This window comes from Marixanthomonas spongiae (assembly GCF_003095375.1).
Classification (GTDB): Bacteria; Bacteroidota; Bacteroidia; order Flavobacteriales; family Flavobacteriaceae; genus Marixanthomonas; species Marixanthomonas spongiae.
The window spans coordinates 150,711-176,774 of sequence record NZ_QEHR01000005.1; the positions used below are offsets into that span (position 1 = coordinate 150,711).

The following is a 26,064-nucleotide window of genomic DNA, read 5'->3' on the forward strand; positions in this document are numbered from 1 at the left end:
TATGATTATAGAAAAAATAATTGGCAATATCCAGAACCTGAAAACTTCAGAAATTGAAAAACGCCATATTGAGAAAGTAAACTTGGAAAGTGCTGATCTCGTTAAAAGAGTGCAACGCCTTAAAACCGATCATAATCGAGATTTAGGTATTCGCTTATCTACTCCCAAAGATCTTAAGGATGGTGATATTCTGTTTATGAATGATAGAAGCATGATTATCATTGATGTTAAAAGTGATGATCTTCTTGTCATACAACCTAATGATATCCAGGAAATGGGTGTCATCGCCCACGAATTGGGCAATAGGCACATGCCCGCGAAGTTTGAGGGCAACGAAATGCTTGTACAATACGATTACCTTGTAGAAGAATTGCTTAAAACCAAAGGAATTCCGTTTAAAAGGGAAGATAGAAAAGTGAAAGATGCTTTTCGGCATGTAACAGGAGCGCATAGCCATGGATAGCAGTTTATTGAGTTTGTTTCAATTATGTGATTCCAATTTTCCCAGTGGCGGGTTTAGCCATTCTTTCGGGTTAGAAACGTATATTCAACAGGATAAAGTAATTGATCCGGAAACTTTTTCGCAGTGGTTAACATTGTATCTGGAAGAACAAATGGTTAGCGCAGATGGCTTCGCTATAAAATTGGCATACCAAGCTTTGGAAAATGATAATTTTGAAGAGATATGGCATTTAGATCGCTTGTTGACCGTCCAAAACGTATCGCAGGAAACCCGTGAGGGAACACGTTTTATGGGAAGATCCTTAATTAAAATTGCAGAAACTATTTATGATTCTGAATTAATTGAATTATACAACAAAAGAATCAAGGAGAAGAAATCTTTCGCACATCCAGCTATTGTATTCGCTTTGGCAGGAAACCATTTAAAAATTACCAAGGATACTACCATTTTATATTACATGTATTCAACGGTAATAAACCTTGTACAAAATGCTGTTCGCGCTATTCCAATAGGACAAACCGCCGGACAAAAGATAATTACCGCTTTTCAACCGAAATTACAAAAAGCGGTCACGACCATAAATGACCTGGAAGAAAGTGATTTTGGAACTATTGCCCCAGGAATAGAAATGGCACAAATGCAACATGAAAACTTGACGGTTAGGATATTTATGTCTTAATCTATTAAAATTCCTGCAGGCAGGTCAAAATTAAAAATAAAAAACAATTGAATATGAAACCAGTAAAAGTAGGAATAGGAGGTCCTGTGGGGTCAGGAAAAACTCAACTTATTGAGCGAATAACCCGCGCTATGGATGGAAAAGTGGATACTTGTGTAATTACCAATGATATTTACACCAAAGAAGATGCTAAAATTCTTAACCGAACGGGCATCTTGCCATCAGACCGAATTATAGGAGTGGAAACCGGAGGTTGTCCGCACGCCGCCATTCGGGAAGATATTTCGATGAATGCCGAAACCGTTGATGTTTTGATAGAACGGCACCCAAATGTAGAGCTTATTTTTATTGAGAGTGGTGGTGATAATCTTGCAGCCACTTTTAGCCCTGAACTTGTTGACTTTTCCATTTATATCATCGATGTGGCCCAGGGTGAAAAAATACCAAGAAAAGGAGGCCAGGGAATGATAAAGTCCGATTTATTTATTATCAACAAAACAGATTTAGCGCCCTACGTTGATGCCAACCTTGATATTATGGCTTCAGATACAAAAAAATTCAGGGGAGATAAACCTTTTTTCTTTACCAACCTTAAAACAGATGACGGTCTGGAAGATGTGGTAAACTGGATAGAAGAAAATGTACTATTAAAAGGTTTGAAAGTCCATGGATAGAACGCAATGGACAGGCTTTCTTAGTATGGATATTGAAAACAGGGCAGGAAAATCGGTTCCTAAAAATATCTATTTTCACGATGCCTTAAAAGTACAGCGGCCTGTTTATGATGGAAAAAGTGGAAGACCGTGTTATTACATTCTCAATTTGGGAGGTGGCTATTTAGATGGCGACACTTACCGTATCGAAATTAAGGTGCGTGAAAAGGCAGAGTTAACACTCACAACCCTTGGTGCTACCTTAATCTATAAAACACCAACCAAACCTGTTTACCAGGAAACAGAAATTTTTCTTGAGGAAAACAGCTACTTAGAGTATTTGCCCGATCCCATTATTGGATATGAAAAAGCCCGGTACAAACAATTGGACACAATTTATATGAAGAAAGGCGCTACGTTATTTTATTCTGATATTTTAACTCCTGGTTGGTCTGCTGAAGGGCGTTCGTTCAGTTATGATATGCTTCATCTAAGAACCAATATTTATATGGAAGATGAATTGGTGGTTTATGATAATATAAAATTAGAGCCGGCAGTACAACAAATAGATGTTCTGGGGTTTATGGAGGAATATACACATCTTGGAACTTTTATTGTGATTGCTGAAAAAATTGATGAGGATTTAGTGAAGCGTCTTCAGGAAGTGATAAACAAACAATCCGGAGATTTTAAAGCAGGAATTTCCAGCCTAACGGTTGCTGGGTTCACGCTACGTGTAATGGCCAATATGACCCAAGATATTCAAAAGGTGATTTCGGCTTGTCATGCATTAATCAGTAAAGAGTGGTATGCTAAAACACCTCCGTTATTAAGAAAATATTAAAGTTTAATGGGTATGAATTATTATGGATAGTTTAGCCGTATATATTGGGTTTGCAATTACAGTATTCACAGGGTTTTTTGCGATAATCAATCCCATTGCCAATTTGCCCGTATATATGTCTCTTGTAGAGACCGCTAACGAAGAGGAAAAAAAGGAGGCAAAACGGAGGGCCGTAACCGTTGCGTTTTTTATTGTTTTGTCCTTTATTATTTTAGGGAAAATTATTTTTAGTCTATTTGGGCTAACAATTCCAGCTTTTAAGATTGCCGGAGGCATTTTAATTTTCCTAGCTGGAATAGATATGGTACGTTCAAAAGATTCTAATGAAGATATAGAAGATAAAAAAAGGAAAAGATTTGACCCAAACGTGGCTATTTCACCTCTTGCAACTCCATTAATGGCAGGTCCCGGAAGCATTGTCACTGCAATGACCTTTGTATCTGGAAGAGGATGGATAGAGATGGGCATTGTTATTTTAATGTTTGGTGTGATATGCCTGCTTCACTTCATAATTTTCCGCATGAGCGGGCTTATTGTTAGAAAACTCGGTGAAAATGTAATTGGTGTCATAGGCCGGATTATGGGGTTGATTATTACTGTTATTGGTACAGACATGATTATAAATGGAATTCAACTGGCATTTAATATTTATAGTGATTAGTAACCATTACAGTTGGTGCAATTAAAACGTTTCTTTTTTAAATCAACAATACGAATATGACTACTTTATTTACAGTTATTGCCTTGGGCTTTTTCCTCGGAATGCGTCACGCAACCGATCCTGATCATGTTATTGCAGTATCCACTATTCTCGATAAGGAACCCTCATTGAAAAAAGCATCAAAAATCGGCATTTTCTGGGGTATAGGACATAGCTTCACTATTTTGGTATTTGGGGGCGTCGTTATTTTGTTCAGTATCGTCATACCCGAAAAACTATCGATGGGTCTGGAAATGGGAGTGGCATTTATGCTTATCATTTTAGGCCTTTGGAACTTACGCGGGTTTCAAAAATGGATGAATATAAATTTTGGTTCAAAAGCCAACAAAAGCAATGACGGATATGTGCACAGCCATCCTCATAGTCACGGAGATTACATACACACTCACCCCCATGGTCATAATCCCGAAAACCACGGCCATAAAGCAAAGGATGTTCCTACCTCAAAACTGGACAAGAAATTTGGCCATAATAAAATATACCACAATCTCAGGCCGGTTATCATTGGTGTGATACACGGTTTTGCAGGTACCGCCGCGCTTACGCTTATGATTATACCGCTTATAAAAAGCGCTTGGATGGCTTTAATATATCTTGTTATCTTTGGATTGGGCACCATCGTAGGCATGATGCTAATTACCGGTGCCATCGCCTTACCTTTTGTATATGGAAAAGGAAAATTGGCTATTTTTAATACTTCCAATTTGAGAATATTAGCTGGCACAGCAAGCCTGTTATTCGGAATGTATATGGTTTACGAAATAGGCTTTGCGCAAGGTTTGTTTCTGCAATCTTAAAGTGAAAAGTACTGATATCGTCAAAACGTTATTCTTAAAAGTATTATTCAGTAGAAAACAGAAGCATATAAATAGTGTTTTATTTCTCTTGTGATGAAGATTTTGACCAATTGCAAATGACTATCCGTCCACTCTAAAAGACATTTTAAAGTGAGCCAAAATAAAAAGTAATAGTTTCAAAGTGAATGAACATCTCCAGCATAGCATATAAATATAAACCAATCCAATAGATCATGGAAGAATATTTTAATTCACATACTTCGGACTTTAAGTATGCTGCTTTGGTAATTGCCATAGTAGTTGTGCTTCTTATACTTACTCGATTATTAAACAAGCGTTTACTAAAAAAAAGACGAAAAAAATGGGGGCATCATCACCTATCATCATCACTAAATATCGCACAACGACTCCTCAATGTACTTTGGATAGTATTGGGTATTATCGCTATTAGCTTCATTTTTGTTGATGAAGAACAGTATAAGCTATTGAATAATAATTTCAAGCTGGTATTTTATTTGGGGGTATTGAGCGTGCTGACCATCGTCATTGCGGCCACACTAAATTTATGGTTTAAACGTGTTATCGAGAGAAAAATATTGAATGACGAAGATCCAACCAATTTTAAATTTCTCCGCTACATTGCAGTCGTGGGAGTATATTTAACCGGTTTGCTTTTCGGCCTGCTCGCTATTCCTTCTTTACACGGAGTAGCCCAAACAGCTTTAGGTGGTGCAGGTGTCATTGCACTTGTAGTAGGTATCTCTTCTCAAGAAGCGCTTTCCAATCTAATTGGTGGTATGTTCATCATTGCTTTTAAACCTTTTAGAGTTGGCGATGTGGTGGCCATAGACAATTCAATAAGAGGTATCGTTACCGATATAACATTGCGGCACACCATAATCCGTACGTGGCAAAACAGAAGAGTAATTATCCCAAATTCAATAATCAATAAAGAGAAGTTGACCAATTTCGATTTAGATGAACAAAAATGTTGCGAGTATGTTGTCGTGGGCATCTCTTATGACAGTGATGTGGATCGTGCCAAAGAAATTTTACGGGAAGAATGTGAGAACCATCCTTTTATTATAGACAATAGAACAGAAGAGCAAAAAAAGGATGGACAGCCTATCGTAAGGGTCGCCCTTATCGAACTTGGTGACTCTTCAGTAAAGTTACGTGCATGGGCTTGGGCTGAAACCTACGGAAAATCAATTGGACTGAAACGTGATGTCTTTGAAACCGTTAAAAAGCGTTTTGAAGCAGAAGGGATAGAAATACCATTCCCGCACCGCACAGTGGTCATGAAGGCAGAAGAGAAAGATGCCGTAAACAATGAAAACTCAATTTAGTTAAAAGCTACTCGTGATTTCAGTTAGTAATCATAATTAAATTTATGTTGTAGCTCAGCAAATAATATTGAAAATCGGTTTTTGGAACAATCAATGAAAAATACACTAATAACTATACCATAATGACGAAAATAAACGTTCCTTGTGCTTTTTATTTTAAAGTTAAATTTAAAAAACTATTTTACTGTCAAAAAATTAAATGGGAAAGCCGTTTATAATGAATTTAAAGCTTCTCAGACTTCCAGATTGTTGGCAATTGCCAGTGGAATTTTACCGCTAATAATCTAAATACCACGATGGAGACCAGGCAAGTGACTTCAAACAGCATTTTGGGCGCACCCATCTTCATTAAAAGAAAAAATACCAATCCACCAAAAATACTGGTAGTGGCATAAATTTCTTTTTCGAAGATAAGTGGAATGTTGCTTAAAGAAATATCCCTAATAACGCCACCAAAGCAGGCCGTAATGGTTCCTAACGCGATACAACCTACAGGGTGCAAGTCCAGACTGATTCCTGTTTGAATACCCACTACCGTAAAAAACCCTAACCCTATAGAATCAAAAAACAATAAAATATTATGATAGTCTTTAATTACTGTTTTAAAGAATATTGTTGCAATTGTGCTGAGCAGGACTATGACCCCTGAACTTAAATCTGACAACCACCTGATGGGTACTTCGCCAACTAAAACATCGCGTAAGGTACCTCCGCCCAAAGCCGTTATAAAAGCTATAATGAAAACTCCAAAAACATCCAGTTTTTTTTCCATTGCAGCCGAAGCTCCGGCAATACTAAAAGCCGCCGTTCCAACAATATCGATTATTCTAATAGACTCCATTGCTTAGTTAGGTTTAAGTTAACCAAGTCAATATACGGAATAGCAATTAATGAAAATTAAATACTTCAACAAACTTCCTTAAAATCGTATTTTTTTTGGCGTTTTTATTATAAAATCAGATGTGTAAACAAATCTTTATTTCCATTCAGGTATTGATAGGTAAATTTTTTGGCGGTTAGTTTTTCTTCAATATAGAACAGGTCATGCTTGTTTTTTAATTCTACCCCTACTATCACCGGTCCGGTTTCCTTATTGTTTTTTTTCGAATATTGAAAATAGGCAATGTCATCATTAGGCCCTAAAATATCATTCATAAATTCTTTTAAAGCGCCTGGGCGCTGTGGAAATTGTACAAGAAAATAATGTTTCAGCTCTTCATACAATAACGATCGTTCTTTTATTTCCTCCGTTCGGGTAATATCGTTATTACTTCCGCTAACAACGCACACCACATTTTTTCCTTTTATTTTCTCTTGGTAAAAATCGAGTGCCGCAATAGTTAATGCTCCAGCAGGTTCTACCACAATAGCTTCTTCATTATACAGACGCAAAATAGTGGTACAGATTTTTCCTTCTGGAACAAGAATAATATCTTCCAAGCTGTCTTTACAAATCTCAAATGTTTTTTCGCCTACACGTTTAACGGAAGCGCCATCCACAAATTTGTCAATATTTCCCAAGGTCGTATTTACTCCTTTCTTTATCGAATTTGTCATCGATGGAGCGCCGGCTGGTTCCACACCAATGATTTTGGTAGGCGGACTCAATTGCTTAAAAACCGTACTCACGCCCGATGCTAAACCGCCACCACCAATAGGCAGGAATAAGTAATCAATAGGCGTTTTGGTGTCTTCCAAGAGTTCCAAGCCAATAGTTCCTTGTCCAGCCATTACTTTTTCATCGTCAAAGGGATGAATAAAGATAGCGCCAATTTTTTGGCAAAAACAGTTTGCTTCTTGGGAGGATTCATCAAAGGTATCGCCTTTTAAAACTATCTCCACTTTATCTTTGCCAAAGAGTTTTACCTGTTTTGTTTTTTGAGGAGGCGTTGTCACGGGCATAAATATCGTCGCTTTAATATTTAATTTATGGCAAGCATAAGCCACACCTTGCGCGTGATTTCCAGCACTGGCGCAAACGACTCCTTTTGACTGTTCTTCTGCGCTAAGCGAAACTATTTTGTTGTACGCCCCTCTTAATTTGTAAGAGCGTACCGGTTGTAAATCTTCCCGTTTTAAGAAAACTTGAGCGGAAAATTCTTTGCTCAAGTTTTCATTTTTCATTAAAGGAGTATGTACCACAACGTCTTTTATGCGTTCCCTGGCTTCATATATTTCTTTTAATAATTCCATTATTTTTTTGGTCTTAATTTTCGGACTTCTAATCCAGTTTGCCACAATTCGCTGTTTTTCATCACGTTTAATTCTTCTTCTAATTTTACGCGGTAATCAGGTTTGCTATTGGCTTCAATTACTATTTCGGCTTCCTTACCTGAAACCACACTGTCGTACAATTCATTTAAAACAGGTTCGGTAGCTTCACGGAATTTTCCTTTCCAATCCAATGCGCCACGTTGCGCTGTGGTAGAGCAGTTCGCAAACATCCAATCCATCCCGTTTTCCGCGATAAGCGGCATCAAACTTTGGGTAAATTCTTCTACGGTTTCGTTAAAGGCTTCACTTGGCGAATGGCCACGTTGGCGAAGCACATTAAATTGCGCGTCAAAAATTCCAGCAATCGCACCCATTAAAACACCGCGTTCTCCCGTTAGGTCGCTATACACTTCTTTCTGAAATGTCGTTTCAAACAAATATCCCGAACCAATCGCAATCCCTAATGCCAAGGCGCGATCTTTTGCTTTTCCCGTCGCATCTTGAAATACCGCATAACTGGAATTGAGGCCTTGGTCTTCTAAAAATAAGCTTCTAAGTGAAGTACCCGAACCTTTGGGCGCCACCAGAACCACATCTACGCCCTTTGGTGGAACAATGCCTGTTTTTTCGTGAAAAGTAACTCCAAATCCATGTGAAAAATAGAGTGCTTTTCCTTTGGTTAAGTATTTTTTCATGCCTTCCCAAGCTTGTATTTGTCCAGCGTCGGAAAGTAAATTCATCACCACACTCGCTTTTTCACAAGCTTCTTCAAGCTCAAACAATGTTTTTCCTTCTTCCCAGCCATCAGCTAAGGCTTTTTTCCAACTGCCTGTTCCTTTACGTTGCCCGACTATAACATTGATGCCATTGTCTTTTAAGTTGAGTGCTTGTCCTGGTCCTTGAACGCCGTAACCAATAACTGCTACCGTTTCATCTTTTAATATTTCTTGTGCTTTTTTAAGTGGGAATTCATCACGTTTTACTACGTTTTCCTGAACTCCTCCAAAATTTATTGTTGCCATAATTTTATAATATATTTTTGTGACTAATAGTTTTTTTTTCATCTAAAAGGTCTCGACTGCGCTCGACCTGACATTGATGTTTTAAGTATTTAATATTTAATTCTAATCTTTATTGTTTATGATTTAATTCTTCCAATTCTTTTAAATAGGTGCTAAATTCTTTCATAGGTTTGGTTACTGCCACGCTACCTGAACGTGCAAATTCGAGCACGCCATAAGGTTTAAAGTTTTCAAACAGCAATTGGGTTTCATTTACATGGCCTGTTTTTTCGATGACCATAAATTTTGTATCAACCGTAAGGATTCTGGCGTGATGTTCCCGAATTACTTTTTCTACATCGCCATTGGTCAGGCTTGCCGTTTTGATTTTATATAAGGCAATTTCTTGGTGTACTACTTCGGAATCTTCGTGTACAAAAGCTTTAAAAACATCGATTAGTTTGTCTAGTTGTCCTATTACTTTTTCTACTTGCGCTCTAGTTGTTCTTAGAACAATGGTGTATCGAAACACACCTTTTACTTCAGATTCTGAAGCTGTAATGCTGTCAATATTCAAATGTCTACGCGTAAATATGATCGTCACGCGATTCATCATCCCAATGCTGTTTTCGGTAAAGACCGATACTGTAAATGTTTTTTTCATTTCTATTTAGTTTAAACGTATTTCTGATACGGAGGCTCCTGTTGATACCATTGGGAACACATTTTCCTCTTTTGCTACCATCACTTCTAACAAGTAAGAACCCTTATGGTTCAGCATTTTTAATAAACCTTCTTTTAAATCTGTTCTAACTTTAATTTTTGCAGCTTTAATACTATATGCTTTGGAAAGCGCCAAAAAATCGGGACTTACCATATTCGTAAAGGAATAGCGTTTTTCAAAGAACATTTGTTGCCACTGGCGCACCATTCCGAGAAATCGATTGTTTAAAATGATGATTTTCACATCGACATCACTTTGTAGAATCGTCCCTAATTCTTGAAGCGTCATTTGGAAACCTCCGTCTCCAATAATAGCAACTACAGGTTTTTTTGGAGCGCCAAATTTTGCTCCAATTGCAGCGGGTAGTGCAAAGCCCATTGTGCCCAGACCGCCAGAAGTAACATTGCTTTTTGTTTTGTTATATTGATAATAGCGAGCCGTCATCATTTGATGCTGCCCAACATCTGTCACTACAACAGCCTCTCCATTTGTTATTTCTGAAAGCATTTTGATTACTTCGTCCATTTTCAGTTCTTCGGAATGCAATTCTTTTGCGCTTTCTTGTAGCGTTTCAACTTCAATCTTTTTAGCATCTTTAAATTCCTGTAACCAAGCGGTATGTTGTTTTTTATTTACCAATTCGGTTAATACTTTCAAGGCTTCTTTTGCATCGGCATGAACAGCGACATCAGCTTTTATTATTTTGTTCAATTCTGCTGCATCAATGTCCACGTGAACCACTTTAGCTTGTTTGGCATACCTGGAAACATCTCCCGTAACCCTATCATCAAAACGCATCCCAATAGCGATGAGCACATCGCATTCATTGGTTTTTATATTGGGCGCATAATCTCCATGCATGCCTAAATAGCCAACATATTGCGGGTGATGATTAGGAAAAGCCCCTAATCCTAAAAGTGTGGATGCCACTGGAATTCCAGATTTTTCAACAAATTCCAGTAATTCTTTTTCTGCATTGGAAAGCATAATTCCCTGACCAATCAATAAATATGGTTTTTTGGCTTTGTTGATTAATTTTGCAGCGGCTTCAGCAACCGTTTTTTTCAACTTTGGTCTTGGAAAATAACTTCGGATATTCGTACATTTTTCATACTTAAATTCCATTTCTCCAAATTGTGCATCCTTGGTAATATCGATCAGTACTGGTCCGGGGCGTCCGGATTGTGCAATATAAAATGCTTTTGCGATGGCGGAAGGAATATCTTCTGCTTTGGTAACTTGAATATTCCACTTGGTAATGGGCATCGATATGCCAACTACATCTGTTTCCTGAAAAGCATCGGTACCTAAAAGATGGGAAGCCACTTGCCCGGTAATACATACTACAGGGGTTGAATCAATTAAGGCATCGGCTAGACCGGTTATTAAATTGGTAGCTCCGGGGCCTGAAGTTGCAAATACGACACCCGTTTTATTGGAAGTTCTGGCATAGCCTTGGGCGGCATGGATGGCACCTTGCTCGTGGCGTACTAAGACGTGATTTACCGTAGCTTCATAATCATACAAAGCATCGTAAATGGGCATAATAGCCCCACCGGGATATCCAAATATGGTGTCAACTTCCTCAGCTACTAACGATTTCATTACCGCTTGTGCGCCTGTTATTCTTGTTGAATTCATTTCTTGTTATTTTAAATTAATTATCCGTTACACAGCCTGTAGATGCAGACGAAACGCATTTTGCATATTTATACAAAACACCTTTTGTTGCTTTAAGTTTTGGTTGTTTCCATTCCGATTTTCGTTTGGCTAATTCTTGTTCGTTTACTTTTAATTCAATAGTGTTATTTTTTGTGTCGATGACAATTGTATCTCCATCTTCTACCAATGCAATAGTTCCTCCCACATAAGCTTCAGGGGAGATATGTCCCACCACAAAACCGTGTGTGCCGCCAGAAAACCTTCCATCGGTGATTAAAGCCACGTCTTTTCCTAATCCCGCGCCCATGATGGCGGAGGTGGGTTTTAGCATTTCAGGCATCCCCGGACCACCTTTAGGTCCGCAAAAACGAATCACCACCACATCTCCCGATTTTACGGCTCCTTTTTTTACACCTTCGATTACTGCATATTCATCATCGTACACTTTTGCTGTGCCTTCAAAATAATCGCCTTCCTTGCCACTTATTTTTGCCACACTTCCTTCCGAAGCAAGGTTTCCCAAGAGAATTTGTAAATGTCCTGTAGCTTTTAAAGGAGATTTTAACGGAAGAAATACGTTCTGCCCTTCGGTTAAACTGGGAACATCAGCTAGATTTTCGGCAACTGTCTTACCTGTTACGGTTAAGCAATCTCCATGTAACAATTTGTTTTCCAACAGGTATTTCATTACTGCCGGAACACCGCCCACAGCGTGTAAATCTTCCATTAAATATTTTCCACTTGGTTTTAAATCTGCCAAGACCGGGGTTTTATCACTTACTTTCTGAAAATCTTCTAAGGTTAGTTCTATATCCACCGAATGCGCCATAGCGATCAAATGCATCACGGCATTGGTAGAACCGCCAAGAACCGTCACCATCGTCAGCGCATTTTCAAAGGCTTTCTTGGTCATAATGTCTTTAGGTTTAATATCCTTCTCCAGTAAAACCTTAACGGCTTTTCCTGCATCCAAACATTCTTGGTTTTTTTCTTCACTCAAAGCAAGATTTGACGAACTGTAAGGCAAGCTCATTCCCAAGGCTTCAATTGCTGAAGCCATGGTATTTGCGGTGTACATGCCACCACAGGCACCAGCTCCCGGACACGCATTTTTAATGACACCTTTAAAATCTTCGGGCGTTATCGTTTTATTGAATTTTTTTCCTAAGGCTTCAAAAGCCGAAACAATGTTTAAGGATTCCCCTTTCCATTTTCCGGAATGAATACTTCCACCGTAGATCATTATTGCTGGACGATTCAACCTGCCCATTGCCATCACTGAGCCCGGCATATTTTTATCACATCCTACGACGGCCAAAACCGCATCGTACCACTGTGCGCTGACGACAGTTTCAATAGAATCTGCTATGACATCTCTGGAAACCAATGAAAACCGCATGCCGTCTGTCCCGTTGGAAATTCCGTCACTTACTCCAATGGTGTTGAAAATCAACCCGACTAAATTTTCAGCTTTTACGCCAAACTTTACGGTTGTAGCCAAATCGTTCAAATGCATATTGCAAGTATTGCCTTCATAACCAGTACTTACAATCCCTACTTGGGCTTTTTGCATGTCTTCTTCGGTTAACCCAATTCCGTATAACATGGCTTGTGCCGCTGGTTGGGTTTCGTCTTGCGTTATGGTTTTACTGTAGTTGTTTAGTGTTTTCATGCGTGTATTTTACTTAATGTTTTTTCTGATTTTCTAACAAATTCTGAATAAGCTTCCTGTAATTTTAGCCCTAATGAATCTTTCCATTCTTTACGGAATTTTTTTTCGTCTATAGATTCAATCCCAATGACTTCGGCCGCCGTTCCGCAGTAAAAAGCACTATCTGCTGAAACTAAAACTTCAGGCTTGTAAAGTCCTTGCTTTACTTCAATCCTTAGTTTTTCAGCTAATTCTAAAACTGTAGCGCGCGTAATTCCCGGAAGGATATTTCCCAATTGAGGGGTATATAAAACCCCGTTTTTTTCAAAAAAGAAGTTAGCACCCGGCCCTTCTGCTAAATACCCATCACTATCCAACAGCAAAGCTTCATCATAGCCTTTATCTTTTGCTTCATTGGTGGCAAGGATAGAATTCACATAATGACCGCAAACTTTGGCTTCAATTTTTATGGAACGTGGATGCGGGCGGCAGTAAAAAGAAACGGTTAAACGCAATTGTTTATCACCTAAATAAGCACCCCATTCCCAAGCGCAGATCATGATAGAAACCTTATTTGGTCTGGCAAGCGACATATTGGGATCGCAGAAAACCAACGGGCGAACATACGCATTGGTTAAGTTGTTTTTTTCTAATAGTTTGTAAGTGGCATCCACTAATTCCTGTACGTTATACTTAAATGGAATATTGATGAGTTCTGCTGAATTTTTTAAACGGTCATAATGTTCTTTGGCTTTAAAAACACGCGTGTCGTTTTCAGTAGCATAAGCGCGAATTCCTTCAAAGACGCCATAACCATAGTGCAGGGTCTGACCGTACAAATCTGTTACCGATTCATTTGCTTTTACAAATGTTCCGTCAAGGTAAATCTGGGTGTTGTTGTTGTAATACATGGGTTTAATTGTTAATTCATTAAATAAAAAAAGCCTTTCTCAAATGAATGAGAAAGGCTTAAAATGGAGCAATACCAGCCTAACTCATCCGGAAGAGTGAATAATAATGCTGATAATAATTATGCTAGTATTAGTTTTCATATTTTGATTTTGTGTAAAATAAAAAAGCCTTTCTCAAGGGAATGAGAAAGGCTTAAAATGAACACTACCAGCCTGACTCACCCGAAAGAGCGAATAATAATGCTGATACTAATTATGTTGGTGTTGGTTGTCATGTATTGATATTATGCAATAAAAAAAGCCTCCTAATTTCTCGGGAGGCTCTTTAAATATGTTAAATATATTTTATAGCCTTCCCTTTGCAGATGTGATAATCACATTTACAATAATAATTGAAGGTATAATAATTGATTTTTTCACTTTGACTCTAATTGTTGGACAAATGTATGTAAATAAATGAATGTACAACGATTTTAATTGAAAAAGTTGAAAAGTTTGATTTTTGAACTGTTTTAATCCAAATGTTTTCCAGTAAAGCCGTCATATTTCGAAAAATAAGACGGCTTATAAACTTTACGAAATGTAATTGATTTCTATTATTTTTTTACAATTTTGAGCGTTTCAACAAGTCCACCGTCAAAAGTTGCTTTCACCAAATAGATTCCCGAATTCAGAGCGCTCAAATCTATTTTTCCATCGGAAATTGTGCTTGATTTTAAAATTATTTGCCCCAATAGGTTATAAACATCAATCGACGCTATAGTTTCTTTTGATTGAATAGTTAACACTTCGTTTACCGGATTTGGATAATAATCAATATCAACTGATGTTAAATCAGAAACCCCTAAGGTTCCACATTCTCCGGCTACGAAAAAAATGGATTCTGCCGCCAAAGGTGTCCAAGTTGTACCGCCATCTTCCGATAACATCGTTATGGCGCCATCTGTCCCATTTTCGGTGGCCGCCCACCACACAGTAGAAGGTTGAGGAGTAGTGATTTTTGGCTCTAGCCAAAAAGTTCCTTCAGTAAAAACAACCGTTTCGGTCAAGTCGAATATCACATGGTACACAGGCTCATCGAACAGCACGGAGTACAGTATAGATGATGTTACATCAGCTTCAATTACCTCAATTACATCACCTGGTATGCCATTATTGTCTTCTCTAATATTGAAAACACCATGATCTGGAACTTGAATCTGGTTTGTACTTATTGATATTTGTTGAAGTGCAAAGGTGGTATTTCCTTCAACCGTAAAATCATTGGCTACAAATGTATTTGGATTAAGCGGGTCTAAATTAAATGCTGCATCAATACTTGGGGCGATACCCAGGCCTTGGAAGCAATCAAAATCCGGTTCTGGAATAACGACATCTCCAATGCAATTTACTTTAACACTTACGGTAGTCGCATCGCTTGTTTCATACAAATCAGCAATAATATAATACGTGGTTCCTTCAACTAACTCTAGATATTCCGATTGCTCTCCGGTCCAATAGAAACCAGTGATATTTCCGGCCGTATTTGCACAGGCATCCATTAACATAAAGTCTGCATCGCCTGCTCCTTGATCTAAATCCATCACGTGAAGACCAGAGGAAGTAGCCGTAAATTCAAATACTTGTTCCGATCCGGTATAGTTATATGGAACATCTGTATAATTAGTCCAAAAACCTGCATTTGGAACCAGCTCTGCGGTATAAACCGTATCACATTCTATCACGGTTTTTTCATCACAAGGAGTTACACTAAGGGGATTTCCTTGCTCACTTCCATTACTTGCGTGCATTTTCGCTCCGGAAAATAAAAGTGTAATCATTACAAGACTAAAAAGTTGTTTAGTGGGTAGTTTTTTCATCATTTTATAGTTAGGTTTTTTTGTTTATAAGCCGTAAACATAATAAAATAATGCTGTAATCCACCTACCTAAAAACTATTTAACTCTTAGGTTTTTTCCGTGCGATTATTCTTTGAATTGTATCGATAAGAGTCAATTATTTTGAACCCAATTTATTTTATTTTCCAAATAGAACCGTTTTTAGTCGATAATTTTTCTAAAGAACCTTTTTTTGTAAGCTCGTTCAAAACGTTTTCACTATCGGCTCTAGGAGTTCCAGATAGTTCGGAAAACTCTTTAGCGGTGAGTGAATGATATTTTGAGAAGAGTGTTTCCCAATCTTTGCTGTATTCGCTTTTTTTAGCATTGGGGTTCAATTTTAAAATGGCCATTTCGTAAAAGGCATAAGGCCTGGTGCCATATACGGTTTCTTGGTTTCCGTCATCGTCAATGAAAAATATGGTAGGAAACCCTCTCACACCCAGTTCTCTTCCTAATTTCAAATCTTCTTCAAACAATTCTTTTGCCTTGCCTTCAAAATCAGATTTCAATTGTTCTACATCAAGCCCCACATTTTTTGCGGCCGATGCCAAATGTTCCCACTTAGCGATGTTTTTCTTTTTCAGAAATACCATTTCCCGTATTTCCCGCATAAATAAAGTTGCTTTTTCTTCATCTTGCATTTGCGCGGCCTTAAATGCAATGGACGGTGGATAAGAGGAATCTAACGGGTCTTCCAGCCATACGTCTCCGTCTATGGGCATATCGTAATGTTCACTCACCTCGTCCCAATGTGAAGCAACGTCTGATGGTTGTCCAATGCCGCCGCTGTTGTAACTCCAGTCGGGCAATAAGCCACCCATTCTGTACGCTATTTCAATAGCATTACCATATTCCAGTTTTAGCTTGCGCAATTGTGGCTCGATACCCCAACAGGATGAACAAATAGGATCTGTATAATAAATGAGCTTTACAGATTTTTTGGTTGCTTGCTCTTTGGTTTTGTTTGCGGTGTCTGAAGTATCCCCAGATGTTTCGCACATACCCGTTTCTATATCACATAAAAGCGGATTGTTTTTTGATGTTTCGGTATTCATATCTTTATTTTTATAAATTATTTATCCGTTTCATATTATTTCAGCAATCATATTTTCTACTTTATTCATTTCTAAGCACTTATCTTCTGAAATATTAATACAAATATACTTAGAATTAACTGTATATTTGATATGCATTTCCTTTTGGAAAGTACTATCCATTAGGAAACTATCCTTAGGAATTTAATACAATTTGATGTTTTATAAATAAATGAAAACAATGAAGAAGAAAGCAGTAATAAACAATACACCCGCTTGTCAAGTAAGAATGCAAGCCATTAGCGACACAATGAGCATTCTCTCGGGAAAATGGAAGTTCCATATTTTAGGGACCCTTATAGAAGGTGATAAATTTGGGTTTATGGATTTGATGCGGGAAATAGATGGCATTGGGAATAAAATGCTCTCTAAGGAACTTCAAGACTTAGAATTAAACCACTTGGTTAGCCGAACCGTTATGAATACAAAGCCAATAACTGTAGAATATGCGATTACTGAATACGGTGCGACACTTTCGCCAGTAATCAACGAATTGGCAAAGTGGGGCATTGAATATAGACAGTCAGTCCACGGTGCTAAATAAGTTCGAGTTTATAGTAACGATAGTAGCTTACTTTACTTCTTCTGAAGTTGCAAATTCTTCCATTTTAGTAATCAAACCATTTTCAACAGTATAAACCTGAACCCAATCTTGTTTCAGTTCTCTTCCAGATCGTTTTACTTTTTGATGTTCACGACCTAACACCACAACCATATTGTTTTCAACAATATATTGTAGAGGCTCGAAGTTGATGATTTCGGTTCTTTCCATAATATTATTATAAAAAGCCCTTACACCTTCCTTTTTTTCAAACCTTGCTTTAGGGATTATCTGTGTTCCATGATAGATCCAAACGGTATCGTCTGAAACTGTTGCGACAAATTTATCTGCATCGCCACTGCTAAATGCAGCAAACATATTTTCTACTACTTTTTTTGCTGAATTTTTCATGTTTAATATTATTGTTTTGCAAATTGTAAGTGAGCGACAATGTTTACTTCTTTTCCAACAGCTGCACCGGTTGGGTCATAATCAATATTATAATCAAACCTATTGATGGTGGTTTCGGCTTTCAGTCCTAATTTTTCGCCCTGGTCATTTTTTATTGTTCCGCCATAATGCACATCAAAAATCACGTCTTTTGTAACGCCTTTAATCGTCAATTCTCCATATAATAAATATTCATCCGGTTTGCCCGTAGCGAGAATTTTAGTGCTTTTAAATTTCATTTCCGGATATTTTTCTACTTCAAAAAAATCAGCGCTTTTCAAATGGTTGTCCCTTTTGTCAACATTGGTATTGATACTTTCTGTTTTTACGGTAAAATCAAAACTGGCGTTGCTCAATGCATCCCCATTTGTAGTTAAACTTCCGGTATAATCCATAAATTTTCCGTTTACCATGCTAATGCCCGAATGTTCAATATGAAAGTTCAACGAGGAGTGGTAGGGGTCTACTTTCCATTGTGTTTGGGCAAAGCTACTTACCGATAAGAGTACTGCTGTAATTAAAATTATAATATTTTTCATAATACTTTAGTTTTAAGGTTAATAATTTATATAAGTGATTTTTTAAATATCAATCTAAGGTTTTCTTAGAAGAAATGGCGATTATCAAGCCAGGAATTGACAGAGCAATCGCCAAATAAACGAGGCTCAAGGGCGAATAGATACCAAGCATGAGACCGGCTACCGAGCTACCTATCATAATGGATAGGTTGAACACAGAGGACTGTACTGAAGTAGCCACATCTATGGCGCTATCTACCTGTTTGCTTACGGCAGCCTGTAACAAAGTTACTAAGGGACCAAATGAAAGCCCCCATAGAAAGAACGCAAAATGAGCAATTCCGGTTATTTTACCAAATAGCAAGACTAAGACCATAGAAACGATCAACAAACCAAACATAGCCGTGGTAAGGGCTCTAAGGTGTTTATCGGTATATTTTATGGCCAACAATACAGAAATTAAAGAACCTGCCCCAAAAAGCATTAATGCGCTTTCAATCCCGCCGGCCAACTGTATTTCATCAACCAGGCTTGTAATATAAACGTACACCCCGTAGTGTGCCACCACGCCAAGCAGTGTAAGCAGAAGCACGAGTAGTACTGCCGGTATTTTTAAAAGGGCAAATGGTGATGAGCTTTTGGTAAGCTTTTCCCCTGGGGTTGAGGGCAGTGCAAATAATGCAATTAAACCAATAACGATGATAAAAATCCCGAGACCAATAAATTCAGTTCGCCAGCCGTAGTCATTTCCAATGGCGGTTACTAATGGCATTCCAATACTTATGCCCAGCGTATTACCCGCCATAATTACTGCGATAGCCTTTCCATGCTGGCTTTCATCAACCAGTCGCATCCCATATGCAGCAATCATTGGCCACATTACGCCTGCACAGATTCCACCTATGATCCTAAGTATTATAATGAGGGTATAGTCGTAAACGAGTCCTGCAATGATATTGGAAATAGCGAAGCCTCCAAGCAGTATAAGCAATAAGTACTTTCGGTTGACCCGCATGGTCAATGAAATGAGCGGGATTGCGAAAATAGCAGAAGCTATTGCGTAGTAACCAACCAAGTTACCGGTTTGCACCTCACTGATATTTAAATCGGACATTATTTGTGGCAATACTCCTGAAGGCATCAACTCAGACAATATTCCTACAAAAGTTACCGATGACATCAAAATCATAATCAGCCATGGAAAAGCACCTTTGGCTTGCTTTGCGATGTTTTGTTTACTCATAATTTTCATTTTAAACGAATTGAAAGCTAGGGCTTTTCGTTTATTGTTCAACAAAAGTTCGATACTACGGTGATTTTAACGACAATCGTATTTTGATTTTTATCTTTTAGTGCTAATTGTGGAAAATAAAATTAGAGACTCAAAGGTATATCATAGGCCATTTCTTTACGGCGGAATAGAAAATCTCCATCTCGAACAGATGCCAATACAGCTACTCTTTTCCGAACCGCGTCATAAACCGAGCTTTCATTAAGAACAATGAAATTGGCTGCCTTCCCAACCTCTAAACCGTAGCTATTCTGAATGGTTAAACAACGTGCTCCATTATAGGTAATTAAATCAAAAATTGTTTTAATCTCTTCTGGGGACATCGTTTGGGCTAGGTGAATTCCGTTGTCAAGAATATTCATCATATTACCATTACCCATTGGATACCAGGGATCGTTTATGGAATCTTGTGCGAAAGCAACGTTTATTCCATTTTCGATAAATTCTTTTACCCTGGTTAGTCCACGACGTTTTGGATAGGTGTCCTGGCGGCCTTGTAAATAAGCGTTTTCGGTAGGGCAGGAGATAAAGTTCATTTTGCTTTTTTTGAACAAATCCATCATCCTAAAAGCATAAGAATCGTCTGCAGAACCAAAGGAACAGGTATGGCTGGCAGTTGTTTTGGTGCCAAAATCTTCCATAAGTACAAGTGCATTTAGCAGCTCAACAAAACGTGAATTGGGATCATCTGTTTCATCGCAATGAACGTCAATCATCTTATCGTACTTTAAACCAAGATCTACAATGTCGTGAACCGATTTTTCGCCGAATTCCCTGGCTGGTTCGTAATGCGGAATTCCACCAACGACATCAGCACCCATTTTAAGTGCTTCTTCTACTAGATCCCTCCCGCCTTTGTAGGTGTACATTCCTTGCTGTGGGAAAGCTACAATTTGGATATCAAGGGTGTCTTTTAAATCTTCCTTCATTTCCAGCATAGCTTTTAGCGCGGTGAAGTTTGGATCTGTAACATCAATATGGGTGCGAATATGCTGAACTCCCTGGGAAACTTCATCTTTTATCCCCTTCATTGCAAGCTTTTTAACGCTTTCAACCGTAAGGGTTTCCTTAAATTTTGGCCATAATTCGATAGCTTCATATAAAGTACCTGAGCCAGCACCTTCCTGTCCGAGTTCAGACAAGGTATATACATAATCTAAATGCAAATGCGGATCTACATAGGGAGGCATAACAAGCTTTCCGCCGAGATCAATTTCTTCCTCACATTTAGATAGATTTGTTCCTATTTCTGTAATTTTACCATTTTCAACTATAAGTTCAGTTGCTGTATCATTGCGATAAATTTTCGCATTAAAAAACTTTTTTTTCATAATTACATTTGTTTTAATGTTAGTGTTTTAGCGCGGTATTTTTAATGTTATCCATCGTTCGGCTTTCAACACTTTTCTATTACTTTCAATGAGTTTTATAGAGAATAAATTAGAAATTTACTTTTCTAAATCAACCAATATTTTTACCTCTGAAGGGTCTTCCACTAAAGCATCAAAGCCTTTTTCTACAATTTCATCTAACGAGATCACACTGGTAACCAATTTTTCGACCGGCAACCGTCCGCTATTGATTAATGCAATAGTTTCCGGGAAAATATTGCGATAGGCAGCAGTTCCTATAATGGTCAATTCCCGCAAGGTCTGGTTCAAAGCATCGTGGGTTACTTTTTTACCAAAAAGAGCAACTAAAACAGCTGTCCCACCATTGCGTAAACTATCAATACCGGTATCGAATGAGGCCTGTGCTCCAGCTGCATCAATAAAAATATCAACGCCCTTTCCGGTCATTTTCTTAATTTTCTGCGGAATATCTTTATCCCGTGCATCAAACGTGTGGGTAGCACCTATTTCCTTCGCTTTTTTCAACCTGTTTTCTGAAAGGTCTGAAACGAAAATTCGCGAAGCACCCGTAGCCAAAGCAACCTGTACCGTAAGCATCCCAATTGGCCCTGCTCCAGCAATCAATACGGTATCGCCCATTTTCATCCCGCTGCGCTCAATGGCATAAGCAGCAACCGCTGCCGGCTCTACAATGGCGCCCTGCTCAAAAGTCATATTGTCGGGCATTTTATGCACCATATAATCCTCTACAACTACGTGTTTGGCAAAAGCCCCGTTGGCTGTAAGTCCAACAAAACCCAACGGCTCTGACAGGTTGTATTCTCCCGTGGAAATAAACGGACTTTCAGGGTTTCTGAAAATTGGTTCCACCGTCACCCGATCGCCTTTTTTGATGTTCTGCACGTTTTTTCCAACTTCTTCCACAATCCCGGAAAATTCGTGCCCAAGCGTGGTCGTTCCTTGGTGCCCATTAAGTGAAAAGGGCTCATCAACCGGAATTAGCTGCGGTCCATTGGTGTACTCGTGCAAGTCTGAGCCACATATTCCAGCAAATTTCACTTCAATTTTCACCTGATTATCGTTGGGGGTTGGAATTGTTGTTTCTTCAATTCTTATATCTTTCGCTGCATGCCAGCGTGCTGCTTTCATCGTTGCCATAATTTTTAATTTTAAAGTATTAGGGTTAATTCTAGTTGCTACATCCTTGTAGGCTTTTATTCAATTTGCATGGTATCCACCTTTTGTTTTTTGAAAAAATAGTTCAGAAATTAAAACGAATTTGCTGTTATTTCGCAATCATATGAACCCATTTCTCGAAAACTTCCAAATAGGTTTTTAAGAAGTCTTTAGTCGAATCGTTTGTAAGTTTTCCATTATCGTCAAAAAGATCTGCCGCTCCGCCAATGTAGGCTTCTGGTTGTGCCATAGTAGGCACGTTTACAAAAACCAAAGATTGGCGTAAGTGATGATTAGCTCCAAAACCACTAATGGCGCCTATGGATACGCTAACAATGCCGGCCGGTTTTCCGTCCCACGAATTTTCCCCGTAAGGGCGGGAACCAACGTCCAGGGCATTTTTTAAAACCCCGGGAACCGAACGGTTGTATTCCGGAGTAAAAAATAGGAGTCCGTCTGCATCCCGAATTTTTTCACGGAGGGCAACCCATTCTTTTGGCGGATTTTCTTCTAAATCTTCATTGAACCACGGAAGTCCCGATATGTCAAGAAGCTCCATAGAAAGAGAATCTGGTGCCATTGCCATCATTTCTTTGGCTGTTTTGAGGTTAAAGGACTCTTTGCGTAAGCTTCCTACGACAACTGCGATTTTGTATTTTTTCATGATTTATATTTTATGGGATATTGATTTGTTTTCAATATCCTTGTTAACTTGTTGTTATATCTTAAATATGCTTAAAACTAATGGTTTAACCAACCATTTTGGCGATACTTTAACCATCTTTAAAAAGGTCATACCTCTTTTTTTTTCTGAAACTAATGGCATTGTATCGAATAGTGAATGAAAGGCTTCTTTTTTATGAAGAAAGGTGTCTGTTTTGTCGTGAGTATATATAACCCTTCCCTTAGCAAAGGAAGTTGCTTTTTAAATCGGCAATCAAGAACAATGCGATATAGGGCCAATTTTTTATATTATGGCCCTGTTTAGTTTGTGCGAAGGATAGTTTGTGAAACTTAAGCTATAGGCTTGAAAACCCGTTAAACTTCCGTTTTAGTTTATAAGTTTATAAAACGCTTCTACCTTGCTCTGGGCCCCTTGAATATAAATAATATCTCCTTGTTTTATTATTTCGTCTGGCTGTACACTTTCCAGTAATTTGTCTTTTCTTTTAATGGCCAGAATATTTATACCGTACTTTGCTCTCAGGTTCAATTTCCGTAAAGGCTTGCCCAAGAACCTATTGCTGTCCGATCTCATGCGCAAGCTTTTGATATTGAAATCTGCCAATTCACTGTTTCTATAGGTTTTCGGACCTTTTAATTCGCCTTTGAACATTTGGTAATTGTCCGCCCTAACTTTATGGATGAGCTGCACTATATCGCCTTCGGGCACCAGAAAATTATGTAAGATGTGTTCAAATATTTGTATGGACGTTTCAAACTCCTCTGGAATTACTTCATCGGCCCCTAAAGCCAATAATTCGGAAGTCTCTTTTACATATCGCGTTCGTACCACTAAATATAAAGAATCTGAGATGGATCGTATTTTTTTAATGATGTTTTGCGTGTCGGTATTTCCAGAAATGGCAACGACAGCTGCCCTGGCTCTTGAGAGATGAACGGTTTCTAGAATATGGTCATTTGTTGCGTCACCAAAAATGATGGGCAAACCTTTTGCCTTTTCCCGTTTTACTATTTCAGCATTCGTTTCTATTACAATAAAAGGGATGTTACTGGCGGTGGCTGCCCTGGCTAAATTGCTTCCGTTTATTCCGTATCCGATTATCACTAAGTGGTTTTCTAAACCGGTTTCGACATTTTCTTCTATACCACTGGCATCCAGTTCCCTGTTGAGCCCTAATTTTCTTTTAACCCCCAAAACCTTATCGGAAATATGCTCCGAAAACATAATAACAAATGGAGTTATTAACATAGAAACAATTGAAACGGACAAGAAGTATTGATTGGTCTGTGGCGTTAGAAGGTTGTATTCAATACCTATCTTAGAAAGTATAAATGCAAATTCTCCAACTTGAAAAAGCGCCAAGCCCGTTAAAATAGCAGTTTTGGTGGGATATTTAAGAATAGCAACGGCAACTGCAACAACCGACGATTTTAATATAAGCACAATAAGTACCAAAAGCAGGATGATTGGAATATTGTTTAGAAAAAAAGTTAAATCGAGCAGCATACCCACCGAAACGAAAAAGAAACTGGTAAAAAGCTCACGAAAAGGAAGGATTATACTGGTGGCTTGATGGCTATATTCGGATTCTGAGATAATAAGTCCGGCTATAAAAGCGCCTAATGCCAGTGACAGCCCTATTCCCGCAGTAAGAAAAGCAATAGCAAAACAAAGGGTGATCGTGACCAATAGAAAAAGTTCTTTACTGTTGGTTTTTGCCACAGCGTGCATCAGTCTCGGCACAACATATCTTGCACTGATATAAGTGAGCACAACAACAATGGCCGATTTGACCAAGAGCATTAAAATATCCATGGCTACATCGCTAGATTCCCCAGCGATCATTGGGGTAACCAGCATCATAGGCACAACAATAATGTCCTGGAAAATTAAAATGGCCAGAGCGTTTCTTGCATGGGAAGCCGAAATTTCCTGACGATCTTGTAAGGTCTTTAATACTATTGCAGTACTCGATAAAGAAAACAGAAAACCAACAAATACAGACTCGTTCCAAGAATTTCCTAAAAGATTATAAACAAGAGCGGCCACACCAACGGTAAGCCCTACCTGTAAAAAGCCACCTATAAAAACAGTTTTTTTAATGGAGACCAATTGTTTGATGGATAATTCCATTCCAATAACAAAAAGTAACAGGATTACACCAACCTCCGATAGAATTTCGACTTGCTCTACGGCTCTAATAAGACTTAACCCATAAGGACCAATGATAACACCTGTTAAAAGAAAACCGATTATTGAAGGAAGTTTTAGCCGCTGCAGCACAAAAACAATAACGACTGAAAAAGATAGAAGAATAAGAATATCTTGTAATAATGCCATACGCTTTAGGTATTCTTGTAATTAATTTTGTTGTTATTATCTGAATTCGCTCACTTTTACTTTGAAAAATAAGAGTTACTAAAGATAAACTAATGACATTAAATGTAAATATTTTTGAAGAAAAATATGCTTATAGTGTTTTTGTTAAGCTTACCTTATACATCAAATTAGGTTGTTTTTAGTCAAAAGACGACATAAATGAGACGACGCCCGATCAAGGCCGGACAACAGCGATCTAAAATTTTTAGGATAAAGAACACATAATGGAGCAAAAAATACTACCTATTTTGAAAGCTGTCTCTAAAACGAGTTGTTCTACTAGTGTTTTTCGATTGATTAAAAAAGAATGATCGGTCAGTACCCGGTAGTAAATTTTACATTTTACGCTTGTACTTTGTAAGCAGTAATGGGTCTTAAACAATACAATTTTGCCGCAGCCCAAGCAGCTCTGGTGGTATAGTTTTCACTTTGCCCGGAAAACATACTAAAAAAAGGGGCTGGTACTCGCTCCGATCATTCCGCCTTTCGGCAAAAATTTATTCTTTCAACTCTGTGAGCCAATTAATTTCCTGAATTTTACTATCCAGCTCCCTAAATGCTCTTCCTGTCTGATCCATCTCAGCTTGCAACTTTTTAATGTCAATGGTTGTTTTAAGATTGGTTTCGCCACTGTTATTTACTTGTGCGGCGTATCTTATGTTCCTTAGTTTTTCCGAAAGCATTTTTAACGAATCCCTTTTGGCCAGGGCTTCCATAAGTGATCCTTCGCCCTTAACCCTGGTTTTATTGTTCGTATTATTAATCCTTATGACCAAGGTCTCTAAATCTTCAATAGCTTTCCTTAGTTGGGCCAGTAATTTGTCTGGATCTTCTTGTGGAACTTTATCATCAGAAACGATCAATACAGGCCGTATCCTGTTTTGAAGATGCTCTATTTTCTTCATAAGATCTGCTCTTAACAAGAGCCCTTCGGCAAGCTTCATTTTCTTTTGTATGATTTGTTCAGACATTTGATTGCTTGTTGATTTACTCAGTTTATAAAAACACCGAGGTGGTCGTTTGTTCTAC

Annotated in this window: 25 protein-coding genes; 8 read left to right on the top strand and 17 right to left on the bottom strand. The window is 38.2% G+C overall.

The features are described 5' to 3' along the window. The first annotated feature begins 1 nt into the window (after nucleotide 1). From ureE to DDV96_RS08910, 7 genes are all read left to right on the top strand, one after another. Nucleotides 2–463 carry an urease accessory protein UreE gene (gene ureE, locus DDV96_RS08880; protein WP_116694407.1) on the top strand — a complete coding sequence of 154 codons (462 nt, stop codon included), beginning with the start codon at nucleotides 2–4 and terminating at the stop codon, nucleotides 461–463. Continuing rightward, nucleotides 456–1,142, top strand: coding sequence for an urease accessory protein UreF (locus tag DDV96_RS08885; protein WP_116694408.1), 687 nt, complete (start codon nucleotides 456–458; stop codon nucleotides 1,140–1,142). The genes ureE and DDV96_RS08885 overlap by 8 nt, the downstream gene beginning before the upstream one ends. A 53-nt stretch (nucleotides 1,143–1,195) precedes the next feature. After that, nucleotides 1,196–1,816: an urease accessory protein UreG gene (gene ureG, locus DDV96_RS08890; RefSeq protein ID WP_116694409.1), complete on the top strand. Its 621-nt coding sequence runs from the start codon at nucleotides 1,196–1,198 to the stop codon at nucleotides 1,814–1,816. Next, nucleotides 1,809–2,639 carry an urease accessory protein UreD gene (locus DDV96_RS08895; protein WP_116694410.1) on the top strand — a complete coding sequence of 277 codons (831 nt, stop codon included), beginning with the start codon at nucleotides 1,809–1,811 and terminating at the stop codon, nucleotides 2,637–2,639. The genes ureG and DDV96_RS08895 overlap by 8 nt, the downstream gene beginning before the upstream one ends. Before the next feature lie 22 nt (nucleotides 2,640–2,661). Beyond that, entirely contained in the window at nucleotides 2,662–3,300 is a 639-nt protein-coding gene (locus DDV96_RS08900) for a MarC family protein (RefSeq protein WP_116694411.1), read from the top strand. Between the two features lie 56 nt (nucleotides 3,301–3,356). Next, nucleotides 3,357–4,157 carry a HoxN/HupN/NixA family nickel/cobalt transporter gene (locus DDV96_RS08905; RefSeq protein ID WP_116694412.1) on the top strand — a complete coding sequence of 267 codons (801 nt, stop codon included), beginning with the start codon at nucleotides 3,357–3,359 and terminating at the stop codon, nucleotides 4,155–4,157. Nucleotides 4,158–4,390: 233 nt separating this feature from the next. Beyond that, a complete protein-coding gene (locus DDV96_RS08910; RefSeq protein ID WP_116694413.1) occupies nucleotides 4,391–5,506 on the top strand; it encodes a mechanosensitive ion channel family protein in 1,116 nt (371 codons plus the stop codon). Nucleotides 5,507–5,729: 223 nt separating this feature from the next. Here the strand turns inward: DDV96_RS08910 and DDV96_RS08915 are convergent, their stop codons facing one another. The 9 genes from DDV96_RS08915 to DDV96_RS08955 all read right to left on the bottom strand — a co-directional run bounded on the left by DDV96_RS08915 (nucleotide 5,730) and on the right by DDV96_RS08955 (nucleotide 16,604). Beyond that, entirely contained in the window at nucleotides 5,730–6,347 is a 618-nt protein-coding gene (locus DDV96_RS08915; RefSeq protein WP_116694414.1) for a trimeric intracellular cation channel family protein, read from the bottom strand. Nucleotides 6,348–6,454: 107 nt separating this feature from the next. Next, the gene (gene ilvA, locus DDV96_RS08920; protein ID WP_116694415.1) at nucleotides 6,455–7,699 is read right to left on the bottom strand and encodes a threonine ammonia-lyase IlvA; all 1,245 of its coding nucleotides are present in this window, start codon (nucleotides 7,697–7,699) and stop codon (nucleotides 6,455–6,457) included. Next, complete coding sequence (ilvC, locus tag DDV96_RS08925) at nucleotides 7,699–8,742, bottom strand: ketol-acid reductoisomerase (RefSeq protein ID WP_116694416.1); 1,044 nt, start codon at nucleotides 8,740–8,742, stop codon at nucleotides 7,699–7,701. Before ilvC ends, ilvA begins: the two co-directional genes overlap by 1 nt. Nucleotides 8,743–8,851: 109 nt before the next feature. After that, on the bottom strand, nucleotides 8,852–9,385 hold the full coding sequence (gene ilvN / locus DDV96_RS08930; RefSeq protein WP_116694417.1) for an acetolactate synthase small subunit: 534 nt from the start codon (nucleotides 9,383–9,385) through the stop codon (nucleotides 8,852–8,854). Between the two features lie 6 nt (nucleotides 9,386–9,391). Next, the gene (gene ilvB, locus DDV96_RS08935) at nucleotides 9,392–11,086 is read right to left on the bottom strand and encodes a biosynthetic-type acetolactate synthase large subunit (RefSeq protein ID WP_116694418.1); all 1,695 of its coding nucleotides are present in this window, start codon (nucleotides 11,084–11,086) and stop codon (nucleotides 9,392–9,394) included. Nucleotides 11,087–11,102: 16 nt separating this feature from the next. Then, nucleotides 11,103–12,779 carry a dihydroxy-acid dehydratase gene (gene ilvD / locus DDV96_RS08940; RefSeq protein ID WP_116694419.1) on the bottom strand — a complete coding sequence of 559 codons (1,677 nt, stop codon included), beginning with the start codon at nucleotides 12,777–12,779 and terminating at the stop codon, nucleotides 11,103–11,105. Further along, complete coding sequence (locus DDV96_RS08945; protein ID WP_116694420.1) at nucleotides 12,776–13,669, bottom strand: branched-chain amino acid transaminase; 894 nt, start codon at nucleotides 13,667–13,669, stop codon at nucleotides 12,776–12,778. Before DDV96_RS08945 ends, ilvD begins: the two co-directional genes overlap by 4 nt. A 596-nt stretch (nucleotides 13,670–14,265) precedes the next feature. Continuing rightward, nucleotides 14,266–15,531: a T9SS type A sorting domain-containing protein gene (locus tag DDV96_RS08950; RefSeq protein WP_116694421.1), complete on the bottom strand. Its 1,266-nt coding sequence runs from the start codon at nucleotides 15,529–15,531 to the stop codon at nucleotides 14,266–14,268. Nucleotides 15,532–15,680: 149 nt separating this feature from the next. Continuing rightward, nucleotides 15,681–16,604, bottom strand: coding sequence for a ClpXP adapter SpxH family protein (locus DDV96_RS08955; protein WP_116694422.1), 924 nt, complete (start codon nucleotides 16,602–16,604; stop codon nucleotides 15,681–15,683). Nucleotides 16,605–16,824: 220 nt separating this feature from the next. On the opposite strand from DDV96_RS08955, the gene DDV96_RS08960 reads away from it, so the two are divergent. After that, nucleotides 16,825–17,187 carry a winged helix-turn-helix transcriptional regulator gene (locus DDV96_RS08960; RefSeq protein WP_116694423.1) on the top strand — a complete coding sequence of 121 codons (363 nt, stop codon included), beginning with the start codon at nucleotides 16,825–16,827 and terminating at the stop codon, nucleotides 17,185–17,187. 27 nt (nucleotides 17,188–17,214) lie between these two features. On the opposite strand, the gene DDV96_RS08965 is transcribed toward DDV96_RS08960, so the two are convergent. From DDV96_RS08965 to DDV96_RS09005, 8 genes are all read right to left on the bottom strand, one after another. After that, on the bottom strand, nucleotides 17,215–17,595 hold the full coding sequence (locus DDV96_RS08965; protein WP_116694424.1) for a nuclear transport factor 2 family protein: 381 nt from the start codon (nucleotides 17,593–17,595) through the stop codon (nucleotides 17,215–17,217). 8 nt (nucleotides 17,596–17,603) lie between these two features. After that, nucleotides 17,604–18,173, bottom strand: coding sequence for a YceI family protein (locus tag DDV96_RS08970; protein ID WP_116694425.1), 570 nt, complete (start codon nucleotides 18,171–18,173; stop codon nucleotides 17,604–17,606). Nucleotides 18,174–18,222: 49 nt separating this feature from the next. Beyond that, nucleotides 18,223–19,404, bottom strand: coding sequence for an MFS transporter (locus DDV96_RS08975; protein WP_206074017.1), 1,182 nt, complete (start codon nucleotides 19,402–19,404; stop codon nucleotides 18,223–18,225). A 122-nt stretch (nucleotides 19,405–19,526) separates the two neighbouring features. Then, on the bottom strand, nucleotides 19,527–20,774 hold the full coding sequence (locus DDV96_RS08980) for an amidohydrolase family protein (RefSeq protein WP_116694426.1): 1,248 nt from the start codon (nucleotides 20,772–20,774) through the stop codon (nucleotides 19,527–19,529). Between the two features lie 117 nt (nucleotides 20,775–20,891). After that, nucleotides 20,892–21,953 (bottom strand): 2,3-butanediol dehydrogenase, encoded by a 1,062-nt coding sequence (locus DDV96_RS08985; protein ID WP_116694427.1) that lies wholly within the window; start codon nucleotides 21,951–21,953, stop codon nucleotides 20,892–20,894. A 127-nt stretch (nucleotides 21,954–22,080) separates the two neighbouring features. Then, nucleotides 22,081–22,635: an NADPH-dependent FMN reductase gene (locus tag DDV96_RS08990; protein ID WP_116694428.1), complete on the bottom strand. Its 555-nt coding sequence runs from the start codon at nucleotides 22,633–22,635 to the stop codon at nucleotides 22,081–22,083. Between the two features lie 387 nt (nucleotides 22,636–23,022). After that, nucleotides 23,023–24,996, bottom strand: a complete 1,974-nt coding sequence (locus DDV96_RS09000) for a monovalent cation:proton antiporter family protein (RefSeq protein WP_116694430.1) — start codon at nucleotides 24,994–24,996, stop codon at nucleotides 23,023–23,025. A 536-nt stretch (nucleotides 24,997–25,532) separates the two neighbouring features. Then, on the bottom strand, nucleotides 25,533–26,006 hold the full coding sequence (locus DDV96_RS09005; protein WP_116694431.1) for a DIP1984 family protein: 474 nt from the start codon (nucleotides 26,004–26,006) through the stop codon (nucleotides 25,533–25,535). Nucleotides 26,007–26,064: the final 58 nt, after the last annotated feature.

Excerpts from the sequence above, each read along its gene's own strand:
- ureE (WP_116694407.1), top strand. The coding sequence starts at position 2 with ATGATTATAGAAAAAATAATTGGCAATATCCAGAACCTGAAAACTTCA.
- DDV96_RS08885 (WP_116694408.1), top strand. The coding sequence starts at position 456 with ATGGATAGCAGTTTATTGAGTTTGTTTCAATTATGTGATTCCAATTTT.
- ureG (WP_116694409.1), top strand. The coding sequence starts at position 1,196 with ATGAAACCAGTAAAAGTAGGAATAGGAGGTCCTGTGGGGTCAGGAAAA.
- DDV96_RS08895 (WP_116694410.1), top strand. The coding sequence starts at position 1,809 with ATGGATAGAACGCAATGGACAGGCTTTCTTAGTATGGATATTGAAAAC.
- DDV96_RS08900 (WP_116694411.1), top strand. The coding sequence starts at position 2,662 with ATGGATAGTTTAGCCGTATATATTGGGTTTGCAATTACAGTATTCACA.
- DDV96_RS08905 (WP_116694412.1), top strand. The coding sequence starts at position 3,357 with ATGACTACTTTATTTACAGTTATTGCCTTGGGCTTTTTCCTCGGAATG.
- DDV96_RS08910 (WP_116694413.1), top strand. The coding sequence starts at position 4,391 with ATGGAAGAATATTTTAATTCACATACTTCGGACTTTAAGTATGCTGCT.
- DDV96_RS08915 (WP_116694414.1), bottom strand. The coding sequence starts at position 6,347 with ATGGAGTCTATTAGAATAATCGATATTGTTGGAACGGCGGCTTTTAGT.
- ilvA (WP_116694415.1), bottom strand. The coding sequence starts at position 7,699 with ATGGAATTATTAAAAGAAATATATGAAGCCAGGGAACGCATAAAAGAC.
- ilvC (WP_116694416.1), bottom strand. The coding sequence starts at position 8,742 with ATGGCAACAATAAATTTTGGAGGAGTTCAGGAAAACGTAGTAAAACGT.
- ilvN (WP_116694417.1), bottom strand. The coding sequence starts at position 9,385 with ATGAAAAAAACATTTACAGTATCGGTCTTTACCGAAAACAGCATTGGG.
- ilvB (WP_116694418.1), bottom strand. The coding sequence starts at position 11,086 with ATGAATTCAACAAGAATAACAGGCGCACAAGCGGTAATGAAATCGTTA.
- ilvD (WP_116694419.1), bottom strand. The coding sequence starts at position 12,779 with ATGAAAACACTAAACAACTACAGTAAAACCATAACGCAAGACGAAACC.
- DDV96_RS08945 (WP_116694420.1), bottom strand. The coding sequence starts at position 13,669 with ATGTATTACAACAACAACACCCAGATTTACCTTGACGGAACATTTGTA.
- DDV96_RS08950 (WP_116694421.1), bottom strand. The coding sequence starts at position 15,531 with ATGATGAAAAAACTACCCACTAAACAACTTTTTAGTCTTGTAATGATT.
- DDV96_RS08955 (WP_116694422.1), bottom strand. The coding sequence starts at position 16,604 with ATGAATACCGAAACATCAAAAAACAATCCGCTTTTATGTGATATAGAA.
- DDV96_RS08960 (WP_116694423.1), top strand. The coding sequence starts at position 16,825 with ATGAAGAAGAAAGCAGTAATAAACAATACACCCGCTTGTCAAGTAAGA.
- DDV96_RS08965 (WP_116694424.1), bottom strand. The coding sequence starts at position 17,595 with ATGAAAAATTCAGCAAAAAAAGTAGTAGAAAATATGTTTGCTGCATTT.
- DDV96_RS08970 (WP_116694425.1), bottom strand. The coding sequence starts at position 18,173 with ATGAAAAATATTATAATTTTAATTACAGCAGTACTCTTATCGGTAAGT.
- DDV96_RS08975 (WP_206074017.1), bottom strand. The coding sequence starts at position 19,404 with ATGAAAATTATGAGTAAACAAAACATCGCAAAGCAAGCCAAAGGTGCT.
- DDV96_RS08980 (WP_116694426.1), bottom strand. The coding sequence starts at position 20,774 with ATGAAAAAAAAGTTTTTTAATGCGAAAATTTATCGCAATGATACAGCA.
- DDV96_RS08985 (WP_116694427.1), bottom strand. The coding sequence starts at position 21,953 with ATGGCAACGATGAAAGCAGCACGCTGGCATGCAGCGAAAGATATAAGA.
- DDV96_RS08990 (WP_116694428.1), bottom strand. The coding sequence starts at position 22,635 with ATGAAAAAATACAAAATCGCAGTTGTCGTAGGAAGCTTACGCAAAGAG.
- DDV96_RS09000 (WP_116694430.1), bottom strand. The coding sequence starts at position 24,996 with ATGGCATTATTACAAGATATTCTTATTCTTCTATCTTTTTCAGTCGTT.
- DDV96_RS09005 (WP_116694431.1), bottom strand. The coding sequence starts at position 26,006 with ATGTCTGAACAAATCATACAAAAGAAAATGAAGCTTGCCGAAGGGCTC.